The sequence below is a fragment of the Parabacteroides sp. AF14-59 genome (assembly GCF_003479515.1).
GTDB lineage: Bacteria > Bacteroidota > Bacteroidia > Bacteroidales > Tannerellaceae > Parabacteroides > Parabacteroides faecis.
This window is the reverse complement of sequence record NZ_QUHH01000007.1, coordinates 1-22,560: the sequence shown is the minus strand read 5'-3', so window position 1 is coordinate 22,560 and position 22,560 is coordinate 1. Positions and strand designations below refer to the sequence as shown.

The following is a 22,560-nucleotide window of genomic DNA, read 5'->3' as shown; positions in this document are numbered from 1 at the left end:
ATTTAGATTTCTTTTCTAAGCCTTGCAACAGGAATATCGAGTTGTTCCCTGTATTTGGCCACTGTTCGGCGGGCGATTACGTAACCTTTCTCTTTCAGGATCGTGGTAAGTTCCTCGTCGGTAAGCGGTTTACGTTTATCCTCACTGTCTATATGTTCTTTCATGATCTTCTTCACCTCACGGGTGGATATTTCCTCGCCGCTGTCGGTCTGCATCGATTCGGAGAAGAAGAATTTCAGAGGGTAGATGCCGAAATTGGTTTGAACATACTTGCTGTTGCTAACCCTTGAAATGGTCGATATATCGTATCCTGCACGTTCGGCCACATCTTTCAGTATCATCGGGCGCAGCGTAGCATCGTCACCTGTCAGGAAAAAGTCCCGTTGCAGGAGGATGATCGCTTCCATAGTGCGTTGTAATGTCTCCTGACGCTGCCGGATGGCATCGATAAACCATTGGGCGGAGTCTAGTTTCTGTTTTACAAACTGTACGGCTTCACGCATCTTGGACGTCTGGTTGGCTTTATTGCCTGCATAGTCCTGAAACATTTCCGCATATTCACGGCTGATCCGCAGATCGGGAATGTCCCGGTTGTTCATGCTCAGGATCAGCTCGCCATTTATAGCTTCGACCAGGAAATCCGGAATGACCTGGCTCATGGCTACTTCCATAGAACCACCCCAGCTGCTGCAAGGTTTAGGATCGAGAGCAATTATTTCGTGAATAGCCTTTTTAAGGATTGCCTCGCTGATGTTGAGACCACGCATGATCTTGTCGTAATGCTTGCGGGTGAACTCTTCAAAAAAATCGGTGAGGATACGGATCGCCATATCTGTTCCCGGCGTCGGTTCTTTCCGGTCGAGTTGTAGCAATAAACATTCCTGCAGGTTACGGGCACCGACCCCGGCTGGGTCGAAATCTTGTATGATCGCGAGGACTTCTTCTATCTCTTTCTCATTCACGTCTTGCCCTGCCTGGAAGACCAGGTCGTCGGCAATGGCGGAGAGTTCGCGGCGCAGATAACCGTCGTCGTCTATGTTACCGATAATGTATTCGGCTATTTTTACTTCTTTTTCCGGTAGGTCGCGCAAACCGAGTTGCTGGAGTAGATATTCGTTCAGCGATTGGCTTACAGAGAAGGGAATGTCTTCTTTGCGTTCGGTTTTCTCACTTATCTCCCGGAGTTTGTAGTCCGGTATATCGTCTTCGCTCATATAATCTCCGAGCGAGAGGTCTGCCTCTGTTTCGTTTGTAGATATATCGTCAACTCCCTCGTCGTCAGTTCGTTCAAAGTCGTCTGCAATATCTTTCCCCTCCTCCAATGCAGGGTTATCTTCTAATTCGTGCTTGATACGTTCTTCCAGCTCGATAGCGGGAAGTTCCAGAAGCCGGATTAGCTGGATCTGCTGTGGAGAGAGCTTTTGCTGTAACTTTTGTTGTAACTGTTGCTTCAACATATTTAAAATCGTCTACATTAGAACATGCAAATATAACTTTTTACGGTGAACCCTCTTATGATTAAAAGCATAATTGTTCTAAAGAATCCGTTTGCCGGACGATTCTGTGTGACTTTTAACATGTCAAATGATGAATTAGTCTCTTGAAATGCCTTAAAAATCAAAACTATTCAATATTTTTGCGTTTATAAAGTATCACCGTATGATGTCGACGCTAACAAAAAACAAATATAACCAATTGTCCAAAGAAGAACTAATACAATTATTGGAAGCACAAGACAATAGAGAGAAAGCGAATGCCGGAAATTCATTTACAGAAGCTTCAAATATCAAACGTATTATTTCCGAAGTACTTGTATTGCTGTTTAATGAGGAACAACAGCCGATAGAGAAAGCCATGAGTTTGCTGATGAACTTTTTCGATGCAGACTGGGGATATGTAGCCATCTTTGAAAAAGACGGGCGGACAGCCTATTTTCCCTGCGAGGTAATGAGCAGATGGGTGGAGGTTCCCAAAGAGAATCATTCGGAACTGACGGACGAAACGATCCCCTGGATCATGAAGACCGTGAAGAGTGGTCGTGATATTGTCATGTGCAGCATGGACGATCTGCCTCCGGAAGCGGAAGTGGATAAGAAGTTACTTGAATTTCAGGGACTAAAATCCATGCTGATGATCCCGCTCTCTTTTCATAATAGAATACAGGGATTCATCGGTTTTGACTCGGTGCGTGTGCAGCGTTCCTGGACGAGTACGGAAATGGAAGACCTGCATATTATAGCAAGTATCTTTTCTCTTATAATAGAGCGCAAGGAGACACAAGCCAATCTGGAGGAATCCCGGAAACATCTGGCGGAACTCAGTACTAAATTCAAACAGTTCTTCAACAATCTGCCTATCGGGGTCGAATTATATGACTCGGAAGGATATCTGATCGATATCAACGAAGCCGATGTTCGTATCTTCGGTTCTACACGTAAAGATCTTCTGGGTGTTAATCTGTTTGAGAATCCGGCTGTTCCTAAAAAGCTCCTGAAGAATGTCAGGAGCGGGCGGGCTTTCAGTTTTCCTCTGGTTTATGATTTCAGTATCATACAAAACAGTAGCTATTATCCGTCGGCTTTTGTCGACCAGATCAAATATCTGCAGGTGAAAGGGATCAGCCTGAACGATCCGGAGTTCGGACGGGTGGGATATCTGCTTATCATCTCTGATAATACGGATGTCCAGATCAAAGCGGAACAAACCAGAAACAATCTGGCTATATTGAAGGCTGTGCTTTTATCCGGCCGTTCGATAGTCGGTGAGTATAGTGTGGAAGAAGATGAATTATATATCGATCCTGTGCTGAACGATCATTCCAGTCCGAATCATCTGTTCAATTACCTGAAAACACATAATTATCTGTCTATTCAGGAGTTGTGGAACCTGGGACGGTTCAGTGAAATTCCGACGAATAATATGGAGCCGCTTTTACAGGTCGTTCGCGGTGATATCGATAGCTGTAGTTTTGTCTGTAAAATGTTCGTTCAAGAAGTGCCGACCTGGATACGTATCAATGCACAGGCACATAAAATAAATAAGGACGGGCATCCCAGCAAAGTTGTTTGTTATATAACAGATATAACGGGCGAGAAACAACTGGAGGAGAAGTTGCAACAAGCTCGTGACGAATCACGCAGGAATGAACTGGAAATGCAAAAAGCACGTGAAGCGGATAAGTTGAAATCTACTTTCCTGGCCAATATGAGCCATGAGATCCGTACACCTCTGAATGCGATTGTCGGTTTTTCCGGTATTATTGCTGAAATGGACAATGTGGAAGAGAAAGAGGAATATGTGAAGATCATCAATAAAAACTGCGATCTCCTCCTTCGTCTGATAACGGATATCCTGGATTTCTCAAAGATCGAGTCCGGAGTAATGGACTATTCACTGGCGGATGTCAATATAAAGGAAATATGCAGTGAGCAGTATAAGGTGCATTCCCTGAAAGTTCAGGAAGGTGTTACTATGGTCTGTAACCTGGATGCATTGCCGGATAAAATACTCTATACGGATCCTAAGCGTGTAACTCAGGTAATATCCAATTTACTTTCGAATGCGATCAAGTTTACTGAACAAGGTTTTATAACCCTTTCATACAGTGTGAGAGAAGATCATGTGCTGTTTGAGATAAGTGATACCGGCATCGGTATTTCTCCGGCACATGTTGAAGCTATTTTCGAACGTTTTACCAAAATAAACTCTTTCAGGCAGGGAACGGGACTCGGGTTATCTATTTGTAAAACGATTGTTAAGGCCCTGCGTGGGGAGATCGGCGTAGATTCAACGCCTGGCAAAGGGTCAAAGTTCTGGTTTACTTTGCCTTGTAAATAAAAATAATAGCCGTAAGCTGGTATAACAGGAACATAATCAAAAGTTTTTTAATATATTTGTAGAGAACAGAAGTGTATTTTTTAGCGTAAACGCCGGGAACTGAAGACCAAATTTGAAAAAATGATTATGTTATGAAGAATGACCTATTGTATAAAAATCTTGTAGCGGCCATTAAAGAGAAGTTCCCGGAAAGAGGAAAACTGACAAATCACTTGGCCGATCTTTTGATGTTGGAAAAGGAAGCCGTCTACCGCAGGTTGCGGGGCGATGTGCCTTTCACTATTTTTGAAATAGCGACTATTGCCGATAAGCTGGATATTTCGCTGGATCATATCATTGGTTGTGCCTCGGGTAAAAGCAGACCGTTCCAGTTGAAAATGGTGAATTTCCTTAATCCGAGCGAAGAAGATTATGATATGCTTGAACATTTTGTCGATGAATTGAGATATCTCGGAGATGATCCCGATTCGGAAGTAGGAGGAGCTTTGAATATTCTTCCCCAGTCGCTGGTATTGGGATACAGGCATATTTATCAGTTCTATCTTTTTAAATGGATGTACCAGTGCGGCAGCGTTATGCCTGTTAAATTCAGCCAGATCGTATTGCCCGACCGGTTGTTGTTGATCAACAGCGAAATCATTATGGAGGCGCGTCAGGCTGCCAATGCTTATCATATCATGGATAGTATGACTTTTCTCTATCTGGTGAATGACATTAAATATTTTGCCAGCATTTACCTGATAACCCGTGAAGAGATAGCGGCTCTGAAAAAGGAACTGATGGTGTTTCTGGATGATATGGAGGCGCTTGCAGCCAAAGGTTCCTGGACAGAAGGTAAGAATGTCCATTTCTTTGTCAGCAGTGTGAATTTTGAGACCAGCTACAGTTATGTGGAGACACAGCACTGCCACCTGACAATGATCAAATCTTTTACTTTGAACGACGCTACATCACCGGATGAAGCTATCTTCCAGCGAATGAAAAAATGGATGCAATCTCTGATCCGGACTTCTACCCTGATTTCAAGAAGTGGCGAGAAAGACCGCATCGTCTTTTTCGAAGAGCAACGCAGGATAGTGGATACGCTGTAGAAGCGATGATGAAACCGGATAAAATCCTTCTTTTAATTGTTAAAATTAGCAGTTTTTATCTGTATTGTATGAAGTTTTGTGTTCGAAAACAATTTTTAGCTACAATGCCTGGATGGCTTAACATATATTGTCTGTAAAAGGCTTGACAAATGCTTGTTGTGAGTATATCTTTGCATTGTGGTTTTTTCATAATAGTATTAGATTTAAGGTTAACAAAGTTGGTTAGGGCTTGTCGGGAGACAGGCTTTAATTGTTTATAGACCTTTCCTTCTCTCCATGTTTCTGCTTTCCCCGTATCTTCTTTTTTCATCTGGTGTAACTGCTAGGTTGATAGTTATTGCAAAAGGGACAACCCTTTTTATTATTAACTATAAACCGAGTCAACCCTTTTTATAGATTGGACAGAAAGTAGTCAACTAAAATCATTAAACTACAACTGTTGGTGGATAGTTATTGCTTATTTACGATTGTTTCATCCTAGTGAAACACTTGTTCCATTATATAGAAACAACTGTTTCATTGGGATGAAACAAAATCCGGCTTATATACTTTTACCATTGCTTCCACCAGGTTTCTCCGGAATAAAAAAGCCCTTTCCATATCCGGAAAGGGCTTCTCTGGGAATGTCTATATGTACTTATATTTTCTTTTCGATAACAGCCTGCACTACATTTAATATATAATCGCCCAGTTTTTCGGATTCACCGACAAGGTCCATATAATAAACACCGTCCTGATACTGGTATTTCTTGTTGTTGACATCTTCCATATTGTGGATCTTCAACTGATTACGATAATTGTTGATCTCGTTTTCAATGTTGTAAGACTGGTTGATATCGTCGTGTACGACTTCCGGCATGTGAAGGATTTCATTCATCCGTGTCAGAGCCTTTTCCAGTAGGGCAAACATCTGATCGATGTTATGGTTCTGTTCGTCGGTAAATTCGGATTTGCCTTCGTTGCGACGCTTGATACCGCGTGCCAGATTGTTACAAGAGTCGGCAATACTTTCTATTTCCGTAACGGTACGAAGCATGATACGGATCTCTTCCTTACCTTCCGAACTTAGGCGGCCTTCGGCAACGAATGTCAGGTAATTGGCAATCTCGATTTCCATGCGGTCGCTGATGTTCTCGTATTTTTCAATACGGCTGAATATTTTCAGGAAGTTATCCTCGTTCTTTTCATAGAACAAGTCTTTGACCATACCGAACATACGTTGTGTGCGTTCGCCGAATACTGCAATTTCTTTTTTAGCCTGCATCAATGACAACTCGGAAGTCGACAGCATTCCTGACGGAATGTATTTCAGCTGGAATTCTTCCTCGTCACTGACATTCTTCGGCTTGATAAGAGCAGAACAAACGTAGACGTAGAATTTAACGAACCAGATCATGATACATACGTTTGCTATATTAAATATGGTATGGAACAAAGACAAACCGTATGAAACAGAAACCTGTAATGTCATTAATTGCTTCTGTAATGCCAGCAGATGCGGATCAGTGATCTGCGCGCTGGAAGTGATCAGGGAGATCGTTTTCGGATCGAGGGTACTCAGGAACTGAGTCATTTCGTTCGGGTCGCCGGGACCGTAGTTCGTAACGATCCATGAGACCATACTTGTGAACGGATAAAACAATATCATTACCCAGCATACACCGAACACATTAAACATCAGGTGAGCAACTGCTGCACGACGGGCGGATACATTAGCCGAAATAGCAGCGATATTAGCCGTAATGGTTGTTCCTATATTTTCTCCCAATACCATGGCTGCTGCCATTTCGAAAGGGATCCATCCCTGTGTACACATGATCAATGTAATGGCGACAGTGGCACTGGATGATTGGACGATTATCGTAAGAATTGTTCCTAAAAGAAGGAATATGAAGAGGGACGGATATCCCAATGAGGTATAATCTTGAAGGAAGGAGAGGATTTGAGGGTTACTCTGCAGGTCAGGGACAGAAGATTTCAGATAAGACAGTCCCATAAACAGGAAAGCAAAACCCATTAAAAACTCACCCCAGGATTTTCGTTTACTTTTGCCGGAGAATATCAGCGGGATGCATAAAGCGATGATGGGCAGAGAGAAAACACTGATGTCGACTTTAAATCCGAAGAGGGAGATGATCCATGCTGTGACCGTCGTACCGACGTTGGCTCCCATGATGACGCTGATGGATTGGGTAAGTGTCAGAAGTCCTGCATTAACGAAACTGACAACCATCACAGTTGTGGCACTTGAAGATTGGATGAGTGCAGTTATCAGAATCCCGGTTAATACTCCGGTGAAGCGGTTTGTCGTCATTACTGAGAGAATGCCTCGAAGTTTGTCTCCCGCGACTTTCTGTAAACCTTCACTCATCACTTTCATTCCGTATAGGAACATACCTAATGCTCCTACAAGCGTAAGAAAATCAAAAAAAGAATAGTCCATTTATGTAAATTTAAGTGGATAAATATCCGATTAAAATGAATGTATGCATAATTATATTTTTTTCTCTATAACGGCCTGGACAACATTTAGTACATAATCCCCTAACTTTTCAGCTTCACTGACGATATCCATATAATATACACCATCCTGATACTGGTATTCCTTATTATTGATATCTTCTACATTATGTTGTTTCAGCAGGTTACGATAATTATTTATCTCGTTCTCGATATTGTAAGACGGATTGATGTCATCGTGTGTCAGTTCCGGCTTTTTCAATATGGAATTCATCTGGTATAATGCTTTTGTCACCATTTCGAAAATTCGGTCGATACTGTGGTTCTGTTTGTCTGTAAAGACAGACTTTCCTTCGTTCCGGTGTTTAATGGTACGCGCCAGATTGTTACAGGAGTCGGCGATACTTTCTATTTCCGATACGGCACGGAGCATGATACGAATCTCTTCTTTACTTTCCGAACTAAGGCGTCCTTCGGCAACGAGCGTGAGATAGTTGGCTATCTCTATCTCCATATGGTCGCTGATGTTCTCGTATTTCTCTATCCGGTTATACGTTTTCATGAAGGCCTCTTCGTCTTTTTCATAAAACGCATCTTTTACCATGTTGAACATGCGTGTTGTCCGTTCGGCAAAAAGAGATATCTCCTTATTCGCCTGCAGGATAGACAATTCAGCTGTTGAAAGCAAGCCTCCGGTGATATAATGCAGGCGATACTCTTCGTCCTCCGGTTTTGATTTGATGACAAAACAAACCAACCGCTCGATCGGTTTTATAAACCATATTAATATCAGTACATTGCATATGTTAAACGCGGTATGGAAAGCGGACAATGTGTAAGTGATCGCTATTTCTTTCGGCGTATTGGGAGCGATGTAATTGACAATATCTTTTACCACATCGATGAACGGATGGAAAATACAGAGTACCCAGACGATCCCGAAGAAGTTGAATATGAAGTGGGCAAATGCCGCCCTGCGTGCCTGTGCGTTACCGGTCAGTGCCGCAATGTTGGAGGTTACCGTTGTTCCGATATTTTCTCCCATCACCAGTGCGATACCCAGATACAGGTCGAGAACTCCGCTCGAACATAATATTAATGTAATGGCCATGACTGCCGCAGATGACTGGACTGCCATTGTGATAATGCTTCCGACCAGCAGGAACAGTAAGACCGAAAACATTCCCCATTCCTTGCAGGAGGTAATGAATGAAATGATTGCCTGGTTATGTTCCAGGTCCATATGCATGGCATTTTCCCTTAAAGTGGTCAGTCCCAAAAACATAAAAGCAAATCCGAAAATGAATTCGCCGAATGACTTGCGTCCGCTTTTTTTAGAAAATATTAAAGGGAGAGATAATGCAAACAGAGGATAGATGACATTGGTCATATTGAACTGGAAACCAAAGATCGACATAATCCAGGCGGTGATAGTCGTTCCTATATTGGCTCCCATGATAACGGAGATGGCCTGTGTTAAAGTCAGAAGACCGGCATTGACAAAACTTACGGTCATAACGGTGGTAGCGGTGGATGACTGTACGGCGGCTGTAACGAATGCTCCTGTGAGCAATCCGGTGAACCGGTTCGTAGTCATGGCGCCTAGGATATTACGTAGTCGGTCCCCTGTAAGCTTCTGAAGACCTTCGCTCATCACTTTCATTCCGTACATTAACAGGGCAAGTGAACCAAGCAGTTTCAGTACGGTAAAAATTGTATTATCCATCAAAAAATAGTTATACCTGGAAGTATATCCGATTAATATTCCTAACTTTAGGCAGCAAAACTACAAATAATAACTGATATAATATGTCTGAAACAATCACAATTTATTGCAAAAATAACAATACCTATAAAGAGGTCCCTATTGGCTCTTCTTTATTAGATATTTATACGATGATCGGTGCGCCTTTGCGCTTCCGTCCGATGAATGCAAAAGTGAACAATAAAGTGGAAAGCTTGAATTTTCGCTGCTGGCATCCGAAAGATGTTGAGTTCGTGGACTATACACAACTTTCCGGGCTTCGTACGTATGTCCGTTCGTTGTGTCATATTTTTTCGAAAGCGGTGAATGACGTGTTGCCTTCCGCTACATTAAATTTAGAACATCCGATCTCGAAGGGTTACTACTGCGTGATCCATAACGGAAAGAAGATCGACATAGAAACGATCGACAAGATAAAGAAGCGTATGCGTGAAATTATCGATGCCGATCTGCCTTTCCTGCATAAAACGGTACGGACAGTGGATGCTACCGTCCTTTTTCGTGAACGCGGGATGAATGATAAGGCACGCCTGATTGAAACCGCCGGTATGCCGTATACTTCTTACTACGAGTTGGATGGCTATATCAATTTCTTTTATGGTTGCCTGACTCCTTCTACTGGTTATATCCAGTTGTTCGATATCGTTCCTTATTTTGACGGGGTGTTGCTCCAGATACCGAAAAGAAGCAATCCGCTGGAACTGGAACCGGCGATCAAACAGGACAAGATGTTCGAGGCTTACAAGCAGCATCTGACTTTACAGCGGACACTGGATCTGAATAATGTGGGTGATCTGAACCGTGCTCTCGAGAACGGACATACGTCTGAAGTGATCATGGTATCCGAAGCGATGCAGGAGAAACAGGTCGCTAAAATAGCAGAAGAGATTGCCGACCGATATCAGGACGGGGTTCGTATCGTGTTGATATCGGGACCGTCTTCTTCCGGAAAAACGACTTTCTGTAAACGTCTGGAAGTACAGTTGATAACAAATCTGATCCACCCTGTCAGTATCTCGCTCGACGATTATTTCCTGAATCGGGAAGATACGCCGAAGGATGAGACCGGCGATTATGATTTTGAATCGCTTTATGCACTTGATCTACCTTATTTCAACAGTGAAATGAAAAAACTGTTGTCGGGAGAAGAGATTGAAGTGCCTAGCTTCAATTTTGAAACAGGTATGCGGGTCTATAAAGGTAAGAAACTGAAAATGCGTGAGAATTCCGTGTTGGTGATAGAGGGTATTCATGCACTGAATCCGGAACTTACTTCCATGATAGACGATAAATATAAGTATCGGGTGTACGTCTCTGTGCTGACTTCTATTTCTCTGGACAATCATAACTGGATACCGACGACCGATAATCGTTTGCTACGGCGCATTATCCGCGATTACCGTTTCCGTGGTTATTCAGCGAAGGATACGATTGCCCGCTGGCCGAGTGTGCGTCGGGGAGAAGATAAATGGATTTTCCCTTACCAGGAAAATGCGGATGCGATGTTCAACAGTGCTATGCTTTATGAGCTAGCTGCTTTGCGTAAGTTTGCCGAGCCGATTTTGGCAGAAGTACGTGAAGACGACGAAGAGAATGCGGAAGCTTATCGTTTGTTGCGCTTCCTGCGTTACTTCAATTATATTCCGGATGTCGGCCTGCCCGGAACTTCACTTTTACGTGAGTTCCTGGGAGGCGGAAGTTTCCGTTATTGAGAAAAAGTCGACATCTTTATTGGGGGAAACTTTCGGGATAAAGTGACAAATAGTATAGTGCTTTCATACACATGCTGTTGGGCTTTGTTGTCCGGATACATGGTAGCTTCTGCAGATTTTTCTCTTTCATTAAGAGTTCACCTACAATATCCAGTGCATTTATATCTTTGGGAAAAGAATATAAGTGCACTTGGCTTAAAAGTCGTTTGATATAATAACGATCTTCATTAGAGATTATATTTCGAATGAATTGAATGAAAGGGGAGGGAATATTGTTCTCTTTCTTTTTATGGAAACTTACACCAAAGGGCATAAAGTATGTATCAAAAAGGAATTTATTGTAAAGAGTTGAACCTACACGTAGTTTGTAAGGAATGGCATCCCACACTTGCTCGAAAGCATCATCCCATAAGGGAACTCTCCAGTCTAATCCCTGAAATTCATACAAACGTACGGAATTTATTATGAAATTAGTTTGCCTGGATTGTATCCCCCAAAGATGAAAGGCTTGATAATAATCCTGTTCGTTACCTACCGGATATGTCTTTTCTATATAGAGTTGGAAATTGTTGATCAGATCTTTTTTTTCTCTGGATTTTAAAATATTAAGAGTAAAGTATTTATCGTATAAATTAGATACGATAGTCTTCCTCTGGATATGCTGTGGTAAATGGCTTCCTCCGATTACATCACCTGTATGTCCGGGAATGACAACAGCCTTTTCCGGAATGATTTGTTTTTCCTTGAGTTCTTGAATGGCAAGAAAATCCTGTAAGTGAGGGATCGTATTTAGATTTCCGGCATAACGCATATATTCTTCGAAGATATTTGATTTTAATAGCCGCTCCCATTTCTCTTTTGTATATTCAACATAATACCAGGGGTATCCCAGTTGTTGGGCTACCATTTGGGAGACGTTGATTTCAGGGCTTCCTTTGATTCCATAGGTATAGCATATTACGTTTGGTACATTAAATTGCTTGCACAGGCATGCAAGCAGCCGGGAGTCGTAGCCACCGCTAAGAGGGAGGATGATTGTTGCATTTCCGATACTCTCCAGCATTCGGCAGAAAGCCGATTCCAATGCTTGTTTACTTCGTTTGAATATAATATCCGGTTGTGTTAACTGTTTTAATGATATGGGAGTATAGTAGTATTTAATGGCTATTTCTTTATCGATAACGATATAAGTGGATGCCGGTGTTATTTTACAGTTGCTGAAAAGGGTGTAGCCAGCATTCATGTATCCTGCTGAAAGATAACTTAAAACAGCAGTCTTATCCCATTCACGGTCGGATAAGGATGTATAGGCTGTATCCCCCGTATCGGTTACGATATAATCATCTCCTGTTACCAGATAGAACAAAGGATAGCTGCGTATCTTGTCTGTAATGAGAATGGTCTGTTTCTCTTGTTGAAGAATAATACAGAATTGTCCGTTCAGATCGAATAATAGTTGCTCCAGATACATTTCATTCCAGGCTTTCTGTACTGTTTGAAACAATAGCTCCCCTTGCAGTAGTTCTTTCTGATAGAAAGCATACCCTTTTACATACCCTATCATTTTTTCCTGAGAGTGTGTACTCCAGGAATGGATCCGATTATTTTCAATTAGAATGTGTACCATATTTTTATACTCCAGCTCAATAAGACAATACTGATAAATATGAAAGCGAATCTCTTTTCTCTGGTGGTAATCCGGATACCGATCAATCGGTAAATAATGTATCCTTCAAGGCTCCATAATATAGTTCCGACCACACCATATAAGAGAATGGTCTGATGCGCAGCCAGCAAACTTCCGCCTGCAATGATTACCACGATTCTGGAAACAAATAAACAGATATTTAGTATCATCTCTGTTTTTTGTTTATCTAATGCGTCAAAAATCATTCCTAGAGGAGAAAAACAAAGGATTAACCAGATCCATGGAGATAGGTAAGCTGCATATAAACCGGTGGTACTCCACAGATTGCCTAAAAGGAATCCCAGCAGATGTTCTCCTCCCCAGATAAGGAACAGAGACATTGCTAGTCCGATAGGAAATGTTAGTTTTAAAAACTTGTGTGCCAGTTTTGCAGTGTCTTCCGGTGGCCAATCAGATGCTTTCTTATAGAATATTTGTCCTAAAGAATTACTGATCAGAGTGACCGGTAGATATAATAAAGTGATAGCCATGGAGAAACAGCCTATCTGATCTTTATTGAAATAGAATGCCATGAGAATCAATGGTAAATTTGTCGACAGTGAATTCAACAAAGCGCTCGGCATTTGGAAAAAAGGAAAATATCTGTATACATGGGCTAATTTGCACATGTATCGGAAAGAGAAACTTCGTCGTATATCCCGGATGATATGTATTTTCTTCACAAATGACCATATTCCGGCTATGGTTCCCAGTAAAGCACCTATGATCAAGCCACTTTCATAACGGAGTCCTCCCAGTATTATCCTGCTTCCGGCCTGTGAAAGACTACGCGATATAGATGAGCGCGCTATGGCATCATATTGCTCAGTCCTGTTGGCATATCCATTATATATTTGGATAAGACAGGTCATAAATACATAAAGAGGTAAATAATTCAAACCTGGAATAATAATCTCAGGCATTAAAAAACAGAGTAAATACAGAAGAAGAAAAAAACAGAAGCTTCCGGTAAAAGCCAGCAAAGTGGATAAAACCACCAAGTTTAATGCACCGACTTTTCTGGAAGGGCGGAGAATTGCCAACTCATATTTTCCAGATACTAAAACTATCAATATACCTGTGTAACTAACAAATATTCCCCAGTCACCATATGCTTTAGGGGAATATATGCGGGACAGTATTAGAGAGGCTGCAATCGGTATTAGTTGTGAAACGAATGAGCCTAATCCTAAGGTTACAACATGTCTGGTAATGTTTGACTGCTGTAATTTATCCAAGGTTATTCGTATCCTGTCTATCATAATTTATTATACGATAATTAGTCCGTCCAGTAACCGCACATAGGTATCGATAGCCTCCCTTATTTCCATCAACCCGATGTATTCGTCTGCCGCATGCGAACGGGCGGAATTGCCCGGACCTATCTTGACGGATGGGAATGGCATAAGTGCCTGGTCACTGAGTGTAGGCGAACCGAATGGCTCTTTACCCATCAGGACTGCCCGCTGTACAAATGGGTGATTCAGCTCTGTCCGTGTTGAGTTCAGGCGGAAACTGCGTGCTTTTATTTCACAACCTACTTGCTCTTTGATCAATTCAAACAGTTTCTCGTTAGGGTAAAATTCATTGGTGCGTATATCGACTGTAAATTCACAGCGATCGGGTACGACATTATGCTGTGTACCTGCATGAATGATCGTAACGCTCATCTTTACCGGTCCGAGGAAATCGCTTTTTTGCGGAAACTGATAGTTGTTGAACCATTCGATGTCCTTAATCGCCAGCGTGATTGCATTGATCCCTTCATTCCGGGCGGCATGCCCTGCCTTGCCGGTCGAAACGCAGTCGAGAACCATCAATCCTTTTTCGGCTACAGCCGGTTGCATTCCGGTTGGTTCGCCGACAATGGCAAAGGAGACCGGAGGCAATTCGGGCAGAACGCTTTCCAGACCGTTTTTACCGGAAACTTCTTCTTCGCAGGAAGCCAGGAATATCAGGTTATACATTTGCTCCTTGCCGGTTAACAAGGTAAAAGCAGTATACAAAGATACTACACTAGCTCCGGCATCATTACTTCCGAGACCGTAAAGTTTTTCATCCTCGCTCTCTTCCGGATTGAAAGGATCTTTTGTCCAGCCGGAAGCCGGTTTTACGGTATCGATATGTGAGTTCAGTAATAAGGTCGGTTTCTTCAGGTCGAATCCCGGAGAAACGATCCATAGATTATTCCCTTTACGATGAACCGAATGTCCGGCGGCCTGCCAGGTTTGTTGCAGGAAATCGGCTACAGCCGTTTCATCCCGGCTGAAAGAAGGACGACTGATCATCCCTTTTAAAGTATCTATTGCTTCGTAGTACATTTTTTATAGTTGACAGTTGACGGTTGACAAATGACAGTTGAAGCTACCTGCAGCATCTGATGCTTGCTCGTAACTGTCAACTGTCACTTGTCAACTATCAACTAATTAATATCTTGTCCACCGTATCCCTGTCGCGTCCGAGTTGCTCTATCAGTTCGTCCAGCGAATTGAATTTGACATCTCCCCGTACATAATATATAAACGCAACAGTTATTTCATTATTATAGATATCTCCCGAGAAATCCAGGATGTTTACTTCCAGTGTGATATTATCGCCGTTATCGAGCGTAGGACGATCGCCGATATAAAGCATACCTTTGTATCTTTTACCTTTCAGGTATACCCAGACAGCATATACCCCGATTCCCGGAACGATTTTAAAAGGTTCATTCACCTGTATATTGGCTGTCGGAAATCCGAGTTTACGCCCGACCTTATACCCATTAACGATTGTTCCCCGCAGTTGGTAGGGATAAGTCAGTAGCCGGGCGGCTTCTTCCACATGACAGTCGGTCAGCAACTTTCTGATCTCCGACGAACTGACTGCTGTACGGCCTTCGTCATAAGGAGAGGCTTTTATTACTTCCATCCCACAGGCAGCCCCGTAAACGACATATTGCTCGAAACCATCTTTGCGATCGCGTCCGAAACGATGATCGTAACCGATCAGCAATGCGTCTGTATGCAGTTTCTCAGCCAGTATGGAAGTGATAAATTCCTGTGCCGTCAAGCGAGATAGCTCTATAGTGAAATCGAGAACGATACAGTAATCGACGCCTGTAGTCGCCAGTTGCTCCAGTTTTTCTTCAAATGAATTCAGTAATTTCGGTTGATAGTCCGAATGTAATACGGCACGAGGATGTTCCGGAAAGGTTATGACTGCCGAAGGCTGGTTTTTAGCCTTTGCAATTCCTTTCAGTTCATTGATCAGGAACCGGTGTCCCAGATGGACCCCATCGAAGAAGCCGATAGTGGCGACCAGTCTTTTCCCTTTTAATAAATCCGTATCTCTGATAACGATCATTTTCTTTCTATTCATTCAATGGAATGGCAAAAGTACATAAAAACAACGAGGTATAATCACTCTTTGTTATCCGTAACATACAAATTAGTTGTACATTTGGCCTGATTTATTAACAGACATCTCTGAATATTAGTTATGAAAAAAATCTTTTATCTTCTGATCTGTCAATTGTTAGCCGTAGCTTCCGTGTTTGCCGATGACGTGCAAACAGAGAAAAGAACGGTGATATTCACTCCTTCCGGCAACGGAAAAGTACATTTACTAGCTCCCGGCAACAGTGTATCCGAAACAGTTTCGTTCGAAAAGCAAGCCTATCCTGTCCGGAAATTCCTTCGTGTAATCGGAGGTGTGAAAATGCCGGCTCCTTTTGAGAAAAGGGGAGAAGAAATGTTCAGGCGATCGGAATTTTATATCGATGACAATCTGGACTCCGTCCATGTAGAGAAAGACAAATATTCCCTGTATTTTAAGGGAGAAGATAATAATTTCGAACGGCATGCCTATTACCGCATATCGGGTGATTTACTGAAACCCGGTGAACTGACGGTCACATTGCCGGTCGTAAAACGTCGGGATCTGTCCGTATCACCCGGTGGAGACTTCGGAGTGGAAATAGAATTATTTTACAAAAAACCGGGACGTTATAAAGACGATATTTACGATCGCCCGGATTCATTGCTTTATTTCCCTGTGCCCGAAGGTTCCGGTAAATACCAAAATGTAGTGCAGAAGTTTGTCCTTCCCGACAATGTAGCATGTGCCTTTTTACGTATCGGAGGAACTCATTTCAGTGGCGAATGCTGGGTGGAAGCTCCCCGGCTGATGCAGAATAAGAAACAGGTCTGCTCCATTCCTTTTGCGAAGTTTGCCGATAAAACAGATGATTATAATTACTGGACGGGATGTAACCTGTCCACCCGGAGTTGGCCGCGTTGGAAGCTGGATTTCAACGGTACAACTGTTTATGAAGGAAACATTTTCGATCGGTCTTCCGATATAGCGGACTTTTATATCCTTTTGCCTGAATCCGTACAGGGAAAAGGGGATCTGAAACTGACTCTATTGAAAGAAGACAACCGTGCTGCTTATTCGTACGAACTCCGTTCTCTGGAACTTATCGAGGAGAGTGCCCGCGACTTTGAGGTCGTTTCAGTTCCTGATTATGTAACGGCAGGGGCGGCTTTCGGCGTTTTGCTGGAAACCAACAAACCGGATGTACGTTTAAAAGTACAGGCTCCGTCTTTCGTATTCCCGTCGTTCCAGGAGATAGAACTGAAAGAGACCGGTTTGCATGTTGTGGAATTTCGTGCCGGAGACTATGCTTCTGCCGTCCCGATGACTTTTGATGACGGAAGCCGGAAAGCGGAAGTGATGATTCGCCAGATAATAGAAAAAGAGCCGGATGAGGTATATATTTCTTCGGGCGATGAGATTTATATAGATAAAGAATATATGCCTTATGATTATTTTTTCAAATGGTATATTTCCAAACGCATTGGAAACTGGTATCAGTTCCGCCCGTCTTACCAGTGGAGTGGTTTCCGTGTTGCCCGTCCGGAAGTTATTCGTCATTATACCGGTTTGCTGAACAAGCTGCAGATTCCTTATGCCTGGCAGGTAGAAGGCCGTACATTGGCAGGAAAACGTATCAATCCGGATCTGGAGACACTGGCATCTCCTATGTTTCGCGGAAAACAGGCACATGAAAATGACGGTGGTTATTATTACTGGCAACATTTCCTGTATCAGGGAGTCTTCTCCGATATGGCTGCCCGTAACCGCCCTTATGGGGGTATCTTTGCCAAACATCGTCCTATCTACACCGATCATGGCGTATTTATTCATTATGACCCGTATGGGGTGAAGGATATGGCTGACGGTGCCCGTAAATTGGTTGAAAACTTCCGTTATTCAAAGGGGGAGAGCAGTCGTCATACCGGTCCGTCCACTATGTTCCGTTATTTATATCAGGCAGGTTATAACTGGCTGGGAGCCGAGCAGATGTATGGCCCGGAAGAAATTATCCTCTCTTCCCTGCGTGGTGCCTCACGTGCCTATAGTAAACAAAATTATGGAACGTTGCATGCCATGCAATGGGGATCAGGTCCTTTCACCGATCCGAAACACTCCCTGCGTTTATATATGTCACTGGCAGTAGCTTATATGCACGGTTCTTCCCATATGAACACCGAAGAGGCATTATGGCTGGACGAATATGCAAACGACCGTTACTCCCAGTCCGGCAAAGAACATCTGTATGCTCAGCACCGTGTGCTTGACTTTATAGAAACACATACCCGGCGCGGTGAACTGAAAAGTAACATTGCCGTTCTTCAGGGAAGAAATGATGCCTGGAAATCATTTGGCCGCGGCAGTCTCTGGTCACAGAAGGGAGATAAATGGGAATTTAACAAGGCGACGGAAAGTTTCGATTTGCTGAATGTTTTCTATCCGGATAATATTGTCGACGGTTGTGGTCCGAAAGGTTGGTTTACTTCTACCCCTTATGGTACAGTGGATATCTTACCTGTCGAAGCTCCGCAGGATGTGATGAATAAATACAAGGCAATGGTTTTCCTGGGCTGGAATAGTTTTGAGGAAGGCGATTTCCTCCGTATCCGCAACTATGTATTTAACGGCGGAACGTTGGTTCTGACCGCTGCTCACCTGAATGCCGAACTTCAACCGGACCAGCCTGTGAAGTTTCCGGTAAACGATGCGGTTATCCGTGAAATGTTAGGTGATAGTTATAAGTCATTGAGTGGAAAGACTGTTATTTCGTTTGGCAGTGGAAAGATTATCTATTTCCCGCAGACGGTATATCCGGCAGAAGCCTCTTTACGAAGCCAGTATGAGGCGACAATGCGTGAGTTAGCAACAGAAACAGTCGGTGAAGAACTCTCAAAAGGTTGGATCGAATCAGCTCCGTCTGTTGGTTTTACTGTCTGGGATAATAAGGATCGCCGTACTATTTATCTGTTGAACACCGACTGGCAAAGTGATGAGCAGCAACATCAGGCTACATTCGTTTGCAATGGCTGGAAATTCCCTGTCGATGTGAGACGTTATCATATCGAAACGATTCATTGTGCCGATGGTTTGGCAGTTTCTCCCGGTAGCAATACGACGGATATCTTACGTATTACAAAGGTTGATAATGGCTGGCAGGTAACAGTGCAGAATACGGAGAAAGATACGATACGTTGTTTTAATACGGAGACGGGAGAAACGAAAACAGTTACGCTGGATGAACCTTCCGTGCATATAATAACTGTTGAATAGATTTTAATCGGAGTATATTTTAAGAGGATGTTGTAAAGCTTTATTTTTAATGCTTTTGCAACATCCTCTTTTTTTAGTGCTTTTATTGAGCTGATTTATTTGCTATCCGGCAATAGCTTCTGTAATTCTGTTTTTGCACTGTGTCCGGGAAAATCGTCATCGATTACATCCCCATCCCGGTTTAACATGACATAACGGGGTATACCGTTGAATCTGAACAACTGGCGCAAGTAGTTATATTCATCTTCAGACAAGCGGAACAAGTTATCCCCCATATCATTTTCCGAAATGAATTTATTGTAAGAGCTTTCTGGAGAACCACCTGTGTCCGTAATATATACAAAAGCAAGATCCGGACTGCCTTTGTATTTATCTCTTAGCGGCTGCATCTCTTTAATGCTATAAATGCAAGGGCCGCAGGTTGTAGCCCAAAAATCAACTAAGACAAACTTCCCTTTGTGCGGATTGACCATTTTGCGGAAAATATCGGTCGCTTTTCCTTCCGGAAGTTTATAGGCCTGTTTTTCTCCCTCCGGGAATTTTTTTGCATACATGCGCATTGTTTCTTCTTTCAGGAAAGGTTCAGCGATGCTGTTGGTTAGCTGTCCGACCAGTAAAGTTCCTTCTTTAGGTGTGATCGAACTCAGAGCGTAATCCAATGAACGAACCTTGGCTATATCGAACAATAAACCGGGAGTGATTTGCAAATCATTTCGTAAAATAGAATCTTTACGTATCCATTCTTTACTAAGTACTTCGAACCTGTCTTCGGGTTTGAATGGCATATTGGCTTTATTGAAAGGTCCCATAAACTCATAACGGTTTATGAAACTACTGAATGAATTCGGGATCATTAAGTTTTTATCGTTACTATTAATCTGTGTAAGGAAGTCGTAATAATCGTCCGGAAGCGGTTGTTTCAGTATCTCGTTGGTAGAATCCCGGGCAGCATAATGAGTCCGCATCATCGCATAATCGAACAAAGCTCCGTAGAATGACAAAAGTATTTTATTTTTCAAAATTTGCTGTCCTTTGATTGATGTTGAGTTTTGTTTCAGTTTTAGTGCCAGCGAGTCATTTGCTTCTTGAAGAGCCTCCAATTGCTGTTGTTTGAAATCCGCAGGGGAAAGCGTCTTGAGTTGGTTTTCAAAATCCCTATAACTGAAGGTGTTTACTTTAATCCTGCAAAGTTCAGCATTTATCCTGGCTGAGGTACCTTTGTATACTATGTTTTTGAATTCATATCGGCGGTCGCGATACCGGTCTGCCATCAGAAAATCTTCCCAGTCGAGAGAAATGAATAAAGTTTCTCCGGGTTCGATATAAAACGGTACTGTTGTTCTTTTAAAAAAGATATAGCCTTCCCAAGGTTGATTCAGCGGGAAATCTGCTTCAAAGCGTCCGTCAGGATGAATTTGTACAACAGTCGGATAATCTTCGCGGGTCATGACATTATTAATATAGATTATACCCGTATTGAATCCGGCGCGACTATCATACCCTTTCAGAAAACCACGTAAGTGAGCTGTGTCTTTCCGGAAGAAATCGCTCCCATAATTAACTGACGGATCGGCTTCTGTAGCCAAATGGTTTTCCATATCTTTCCATGTTCCGTATATACCTTCTTCTGTCTGTTTGGTCTTTTGTTTTTTCTTCTTTTCCAGTGAGACTCCAAAGATAGAGCCTTCCCCTGTCTCAGATTCCATATAATCGAATTTTTTCATTTTCTTATCGAGAGGTGGAAAGACCAAGGTGAATATCGAATCGCCGGAATCAGGCATGAACGTTTGTTTACCGAATGTAGTACCTTCAATTCCGATGGGAAAATATTTCTTTCCGGAATCTGCGTCTTTGATGTAAGAGGTACTGTCGAAAGTGATCCACCAATGGGGTATGAATTCACTGTGTATTTGTATCCGTGTGTTTTCTTTGTTTCGCTCTATTTGGGTAATTGTATTGATACCGGTACTCTTGAATTCATATTCAGGATTTTTTATGATGCGCTGGGCGAATGTAGTGTAGCTTATCCCCAGGAGTAAGAATAAAATGGTAGCTTGCTTTTTCATATAGGAGTGTTTTTAGTGTTAATCGTTGGTTGATTTATATGGATTAAAGATAAAATTTAATTTAATAAGCTGATACTGTAGATAGGTTCTTGTTTTCTATTTTATTCTATTTTATCATTTGTGTCAAGCTTTTATGACTATTTTAACTCCTCCTTATGCTATCCTTTGTATTTACTGACGTATGCCGGAGATGTGAAATGTGGAGTTTTTTTATTGATCAGTTTTTGTAAAATAATAAATAGCTATTAAATACTGTATTATGCTATCAAATAGTAAAAAAATAGCTTGTGATACTAATGTATGCGTGTTTTGAATTAACTGTTTTAGAGAATGTTTGATTACAATATTTAACACATAGGCCTTTCTTCTCTGATTTTTCAGTTTGTTTAAAAGAAAATTCATCTCGTTTTAAACGAAAAAAATTTCCTTTTAAATGAACTGGGGATTTGTTTTAATAGAAAAATGTGTTAAATAATATTTAAATGGAGCTTAGCCGTATGATTTTTTACCCCAATCTTATGTTTTTCGGCCTCTTTTTTACTCTGGAAGGTAGGTGAGATCATTCAAAAAGAGCCTTGCATTAATCTTCTGAGGATTAAAATTTAAGAATAAATGAGAGCTGTTGTTTGAATTATCCTGTCTTAAAGTCTGTTTTATCTTCTCCTTTATTGCAATACGATATATCTGAACTTCCGGAGAATCCTCTAAAATATGACTGTGTTTGGTCAAGCTCCATACCTTGCCGTAAAAAAGCACTTAAAATATCATTTTGACATATCTATTCTTTCTCTTGTTCGGTTTACTCTCTATCCGATAATAGTTTTTCTATGAAAGCTATAGTGTCAGTAGCTACTTGATATACCTTCTGAAAACGGAAGTATCTCTTTTTTCAAATCCGGTCTTTTTATATAATCCGTGGGCAGCAATCCTATCATTGCTTGATGTTAAGTCGACTTTCTCAATTCCCAATTTTTGGGCATGTTCCATCGCCGCCTCAATTAATAGTTTTCCGATTCCTTTTCCTCTGGCAGCATTATCGGTTACAACATCCTCAATCCATGCCTTTCTGGTAAGAGGTGTTGGATATATTGCAAGCGTTAAAGTACCTAAAACTTTATTCTCATCTTCGGCAATAAATAGAGTTATAGAATCTGATTTAATTACATTTTCCAGATGCTTTTTATCTAAAATAAATACCGATGATGGAGACAGTTGAGGAAGAATATTCTGTAATCCTTCAATTACTTCGTCTGTGATTTGTTTAATGATTTTTATTTCCATTTTTTATAATTTATATTGTAATAAATATGATAGC

General features: G+C 41.9%; 14 protein-coding genes. 4 read left to right on the top strand and 10 right to left on the bottom strand.

The window, feature by feature from the left end:
• Positions 1-2: 2 nt before the first annotated feature.
• Positions 3-1,457: an RNA polymerase factor sigma-54 gene (rpoN, locus tag DWW23_RS09920; RefSeq protein WP_122353132.1), complete on the bottom strand. Its 1,455-nt coding sequence runs from the start codon at positions 1,455-1,457 to the stop codon at positions 3-5.
• Positions 1,458-1,659: 202 nt separating this feature from the next.
• On the opposite strand from rpoN, the gene DWW23_RS09915 reads away from it, so the two are divergent.
• On the top strand, positions 1,660-3,837 hold the full coding sequence (locus DWW23_RS09915) for an ATP-binding protein (protein ID WP_122353131.1): 2,178 nt from the start codon (positions 1,660-1,662) through the stop codon (positions 3,835-3,837).
• Positions 3,838-3,968: 131 nt separating this feature from the next.
• Positions 3,969-4,928 carry a helix-turn-helix domain-containing protein gene (locus tag DWW23_RS09910; RefSeq protein ID WP_122353130.1) on the top strand — a complete coding sequence of 320 codons (960 nt, stop codon included), beginning with the start codon at positions 3,969-3,971 and terminating at the stop codon, positions 4,926-4,928.
• 55 nt (positions 4,929-4,983) lie between these two features.
• Here the strand turns inward: DWW23_RS09910 and DWW23_RS09905 are convergent, their stop codons facing one another.
• From DWW23_RS09905 to DWW23_RS09895, 3 genes are all read right to left on the bottom strand, one after another.
• Positions 4,984-5,238 carry a hypothetical protein gene (locus tag DWW23_RS09905; RefSeq protein ID WP_122353129.1) on the bottom strand — a complete coding sequence of 85 codons (255 nt, stop codon included), beginning with the start codon at positions 5,236-5,238 and terminating at the stop codon, positions 4,984-4,986.
• Positions 5,239-5,565: 327 nt separating this feature from the next.
• Positions 5,566-7,371 carry a Na/Pi cotransporter family protein gene (locus tag DWW23_RS09900; protein WP_122353128.1) on the bottom strand — a complete coding sequence of 602 codons (1,806 nt, stop codon included), beginning with the start codon at positions 7,369-7,371 and terminating at the stop codon, positions 5,566-5,568.
• Between the two features lie 51 nt (positions 7,372-7,422).
• A complete protein-coding gene (locus tag DWW23_RS09895; RefSeq protein ID WP_122353127.1) occupies positions 7,423-9,114 on the bottom strand; it encodes a Na/Pi cotransporter family protein in 1,692 nt (563 codons plus the stop codon).
• 83 nt (positions 9,115-9,197) lie between these two features.
• Between DWW23_RS09895 and DWW23_RS09890 the strand changes: the two genes are divergently transcribed.
• Positions 9,198-10,865 (top strand): nucleoside kinase, encoded by a 1,668-nt coding sequence (locus DWW23_RS09890; RefSeq protein WP_122353126.1) that lies wholly within the window; start codon positions 9,198-9,200, stop codon positions 10,863-10,865.
• A 16-nt stretch (positions 10,866-10,881) separates the two neighbouring features.
• Here the strand turns inward: DWW23_RS09890 and DWW23_RS09885 are convergent, their stop codons facing one another.
• From DWW23_RS09885 to ribF, 4 genes are all read right to left on the bottom strand, one after another.
• Positions 10,882-12,492, bottom strand: a complete 1,611-nt coding sequence (locus DWW23_RS09885; RefSeq protein ID WP_122353125.1) for an asparagine synthase C-terminal domain-containing protein — start codon at positions 12,490-12,492, stop codon at positions 10,882-10,884.
• Entirely contained in the window at positions 12,477-13,814 is a 1,338-nt protein-coding gene (locus DWW23_RS09880) for a lipopolysaccharide biosynthesis protein (RefSeq protein WP_122353124.1), read from the bottom strand. The genes DWW23_RS09885 and DWW23_RS09880 overlap by 16 nt, the downstream gene beginning before the upstream one ends.
• A 6-nt stretch (positions 13,815-13,820) precedes the next feature.
• Positions 13,821-14,873, bottom strand: a complete 1,053-nt coding sequence (locus DWW23_RS09875) for a M20 family metallo-hydrolase (RefSeq protein ID WP_122353123.1) — start codon at positions 14,871-14,873, stop codon at positions 13,821-13,823.
• 97 nt (positions 14,874-14,970) lie between these two features.
• Positions 14,971-15,897: a riboflavin biosynthesis protein RibF gene (ribF, locus tag DWW23_RS09870; protein ID WP_122353122.1), complete on the bottom strand. Its 927-nt coding sequence runs from the start codon at positions 15,895-15,897 to the stop codon at positions 14,971-14,973.
• Between the two features lie 135 nt (positions 15,898-16,032).
• Between ribF and DWW23_RS09865 the strand changes: the two genes are divergently transcribed.
• Positions 16,033-19,179, top strand: a complete 3,147-nt coding sequence (locus DWW23_RS09865) for a hypothetical protein (RefSeq protein ID WP_122353121.1) — start codon at positions 16,033-16,035, stop codon at positions 19,177-19,179.
• 95 nt (positions 19,180-19,274) lie between these two features.
• On the opposite strand, the gene DWW23_RS09860 is transcribed toward DWW23_RS09865, so the two are convergent.
• A complete protein-coding gene (locus tag DWW23_RS09860) occupies positions 19,275-21,245 on the bottom strand; it encodes a TlpA disulfide reductase family protein (protein ID WP_122353120.1) in 1,971 nt (656 codons plus the stop codon).
• An 849-nt stretch (positions 21,246-22,094) separates the two neighbouring features.
• Positions 22,095-22,526: a GNAT family N-acetyltransferase gene (locus DWW23_RS09855; protein ID WP_122353119.1), complete on the bottom strand. Its 432-nt coding sequence runs from the start codon at positions 22,524-22,526 to the stop codon at positions 22,095-22,097.
• Positions 22,527-22,560: the final 34 nt, after the last annotated feature.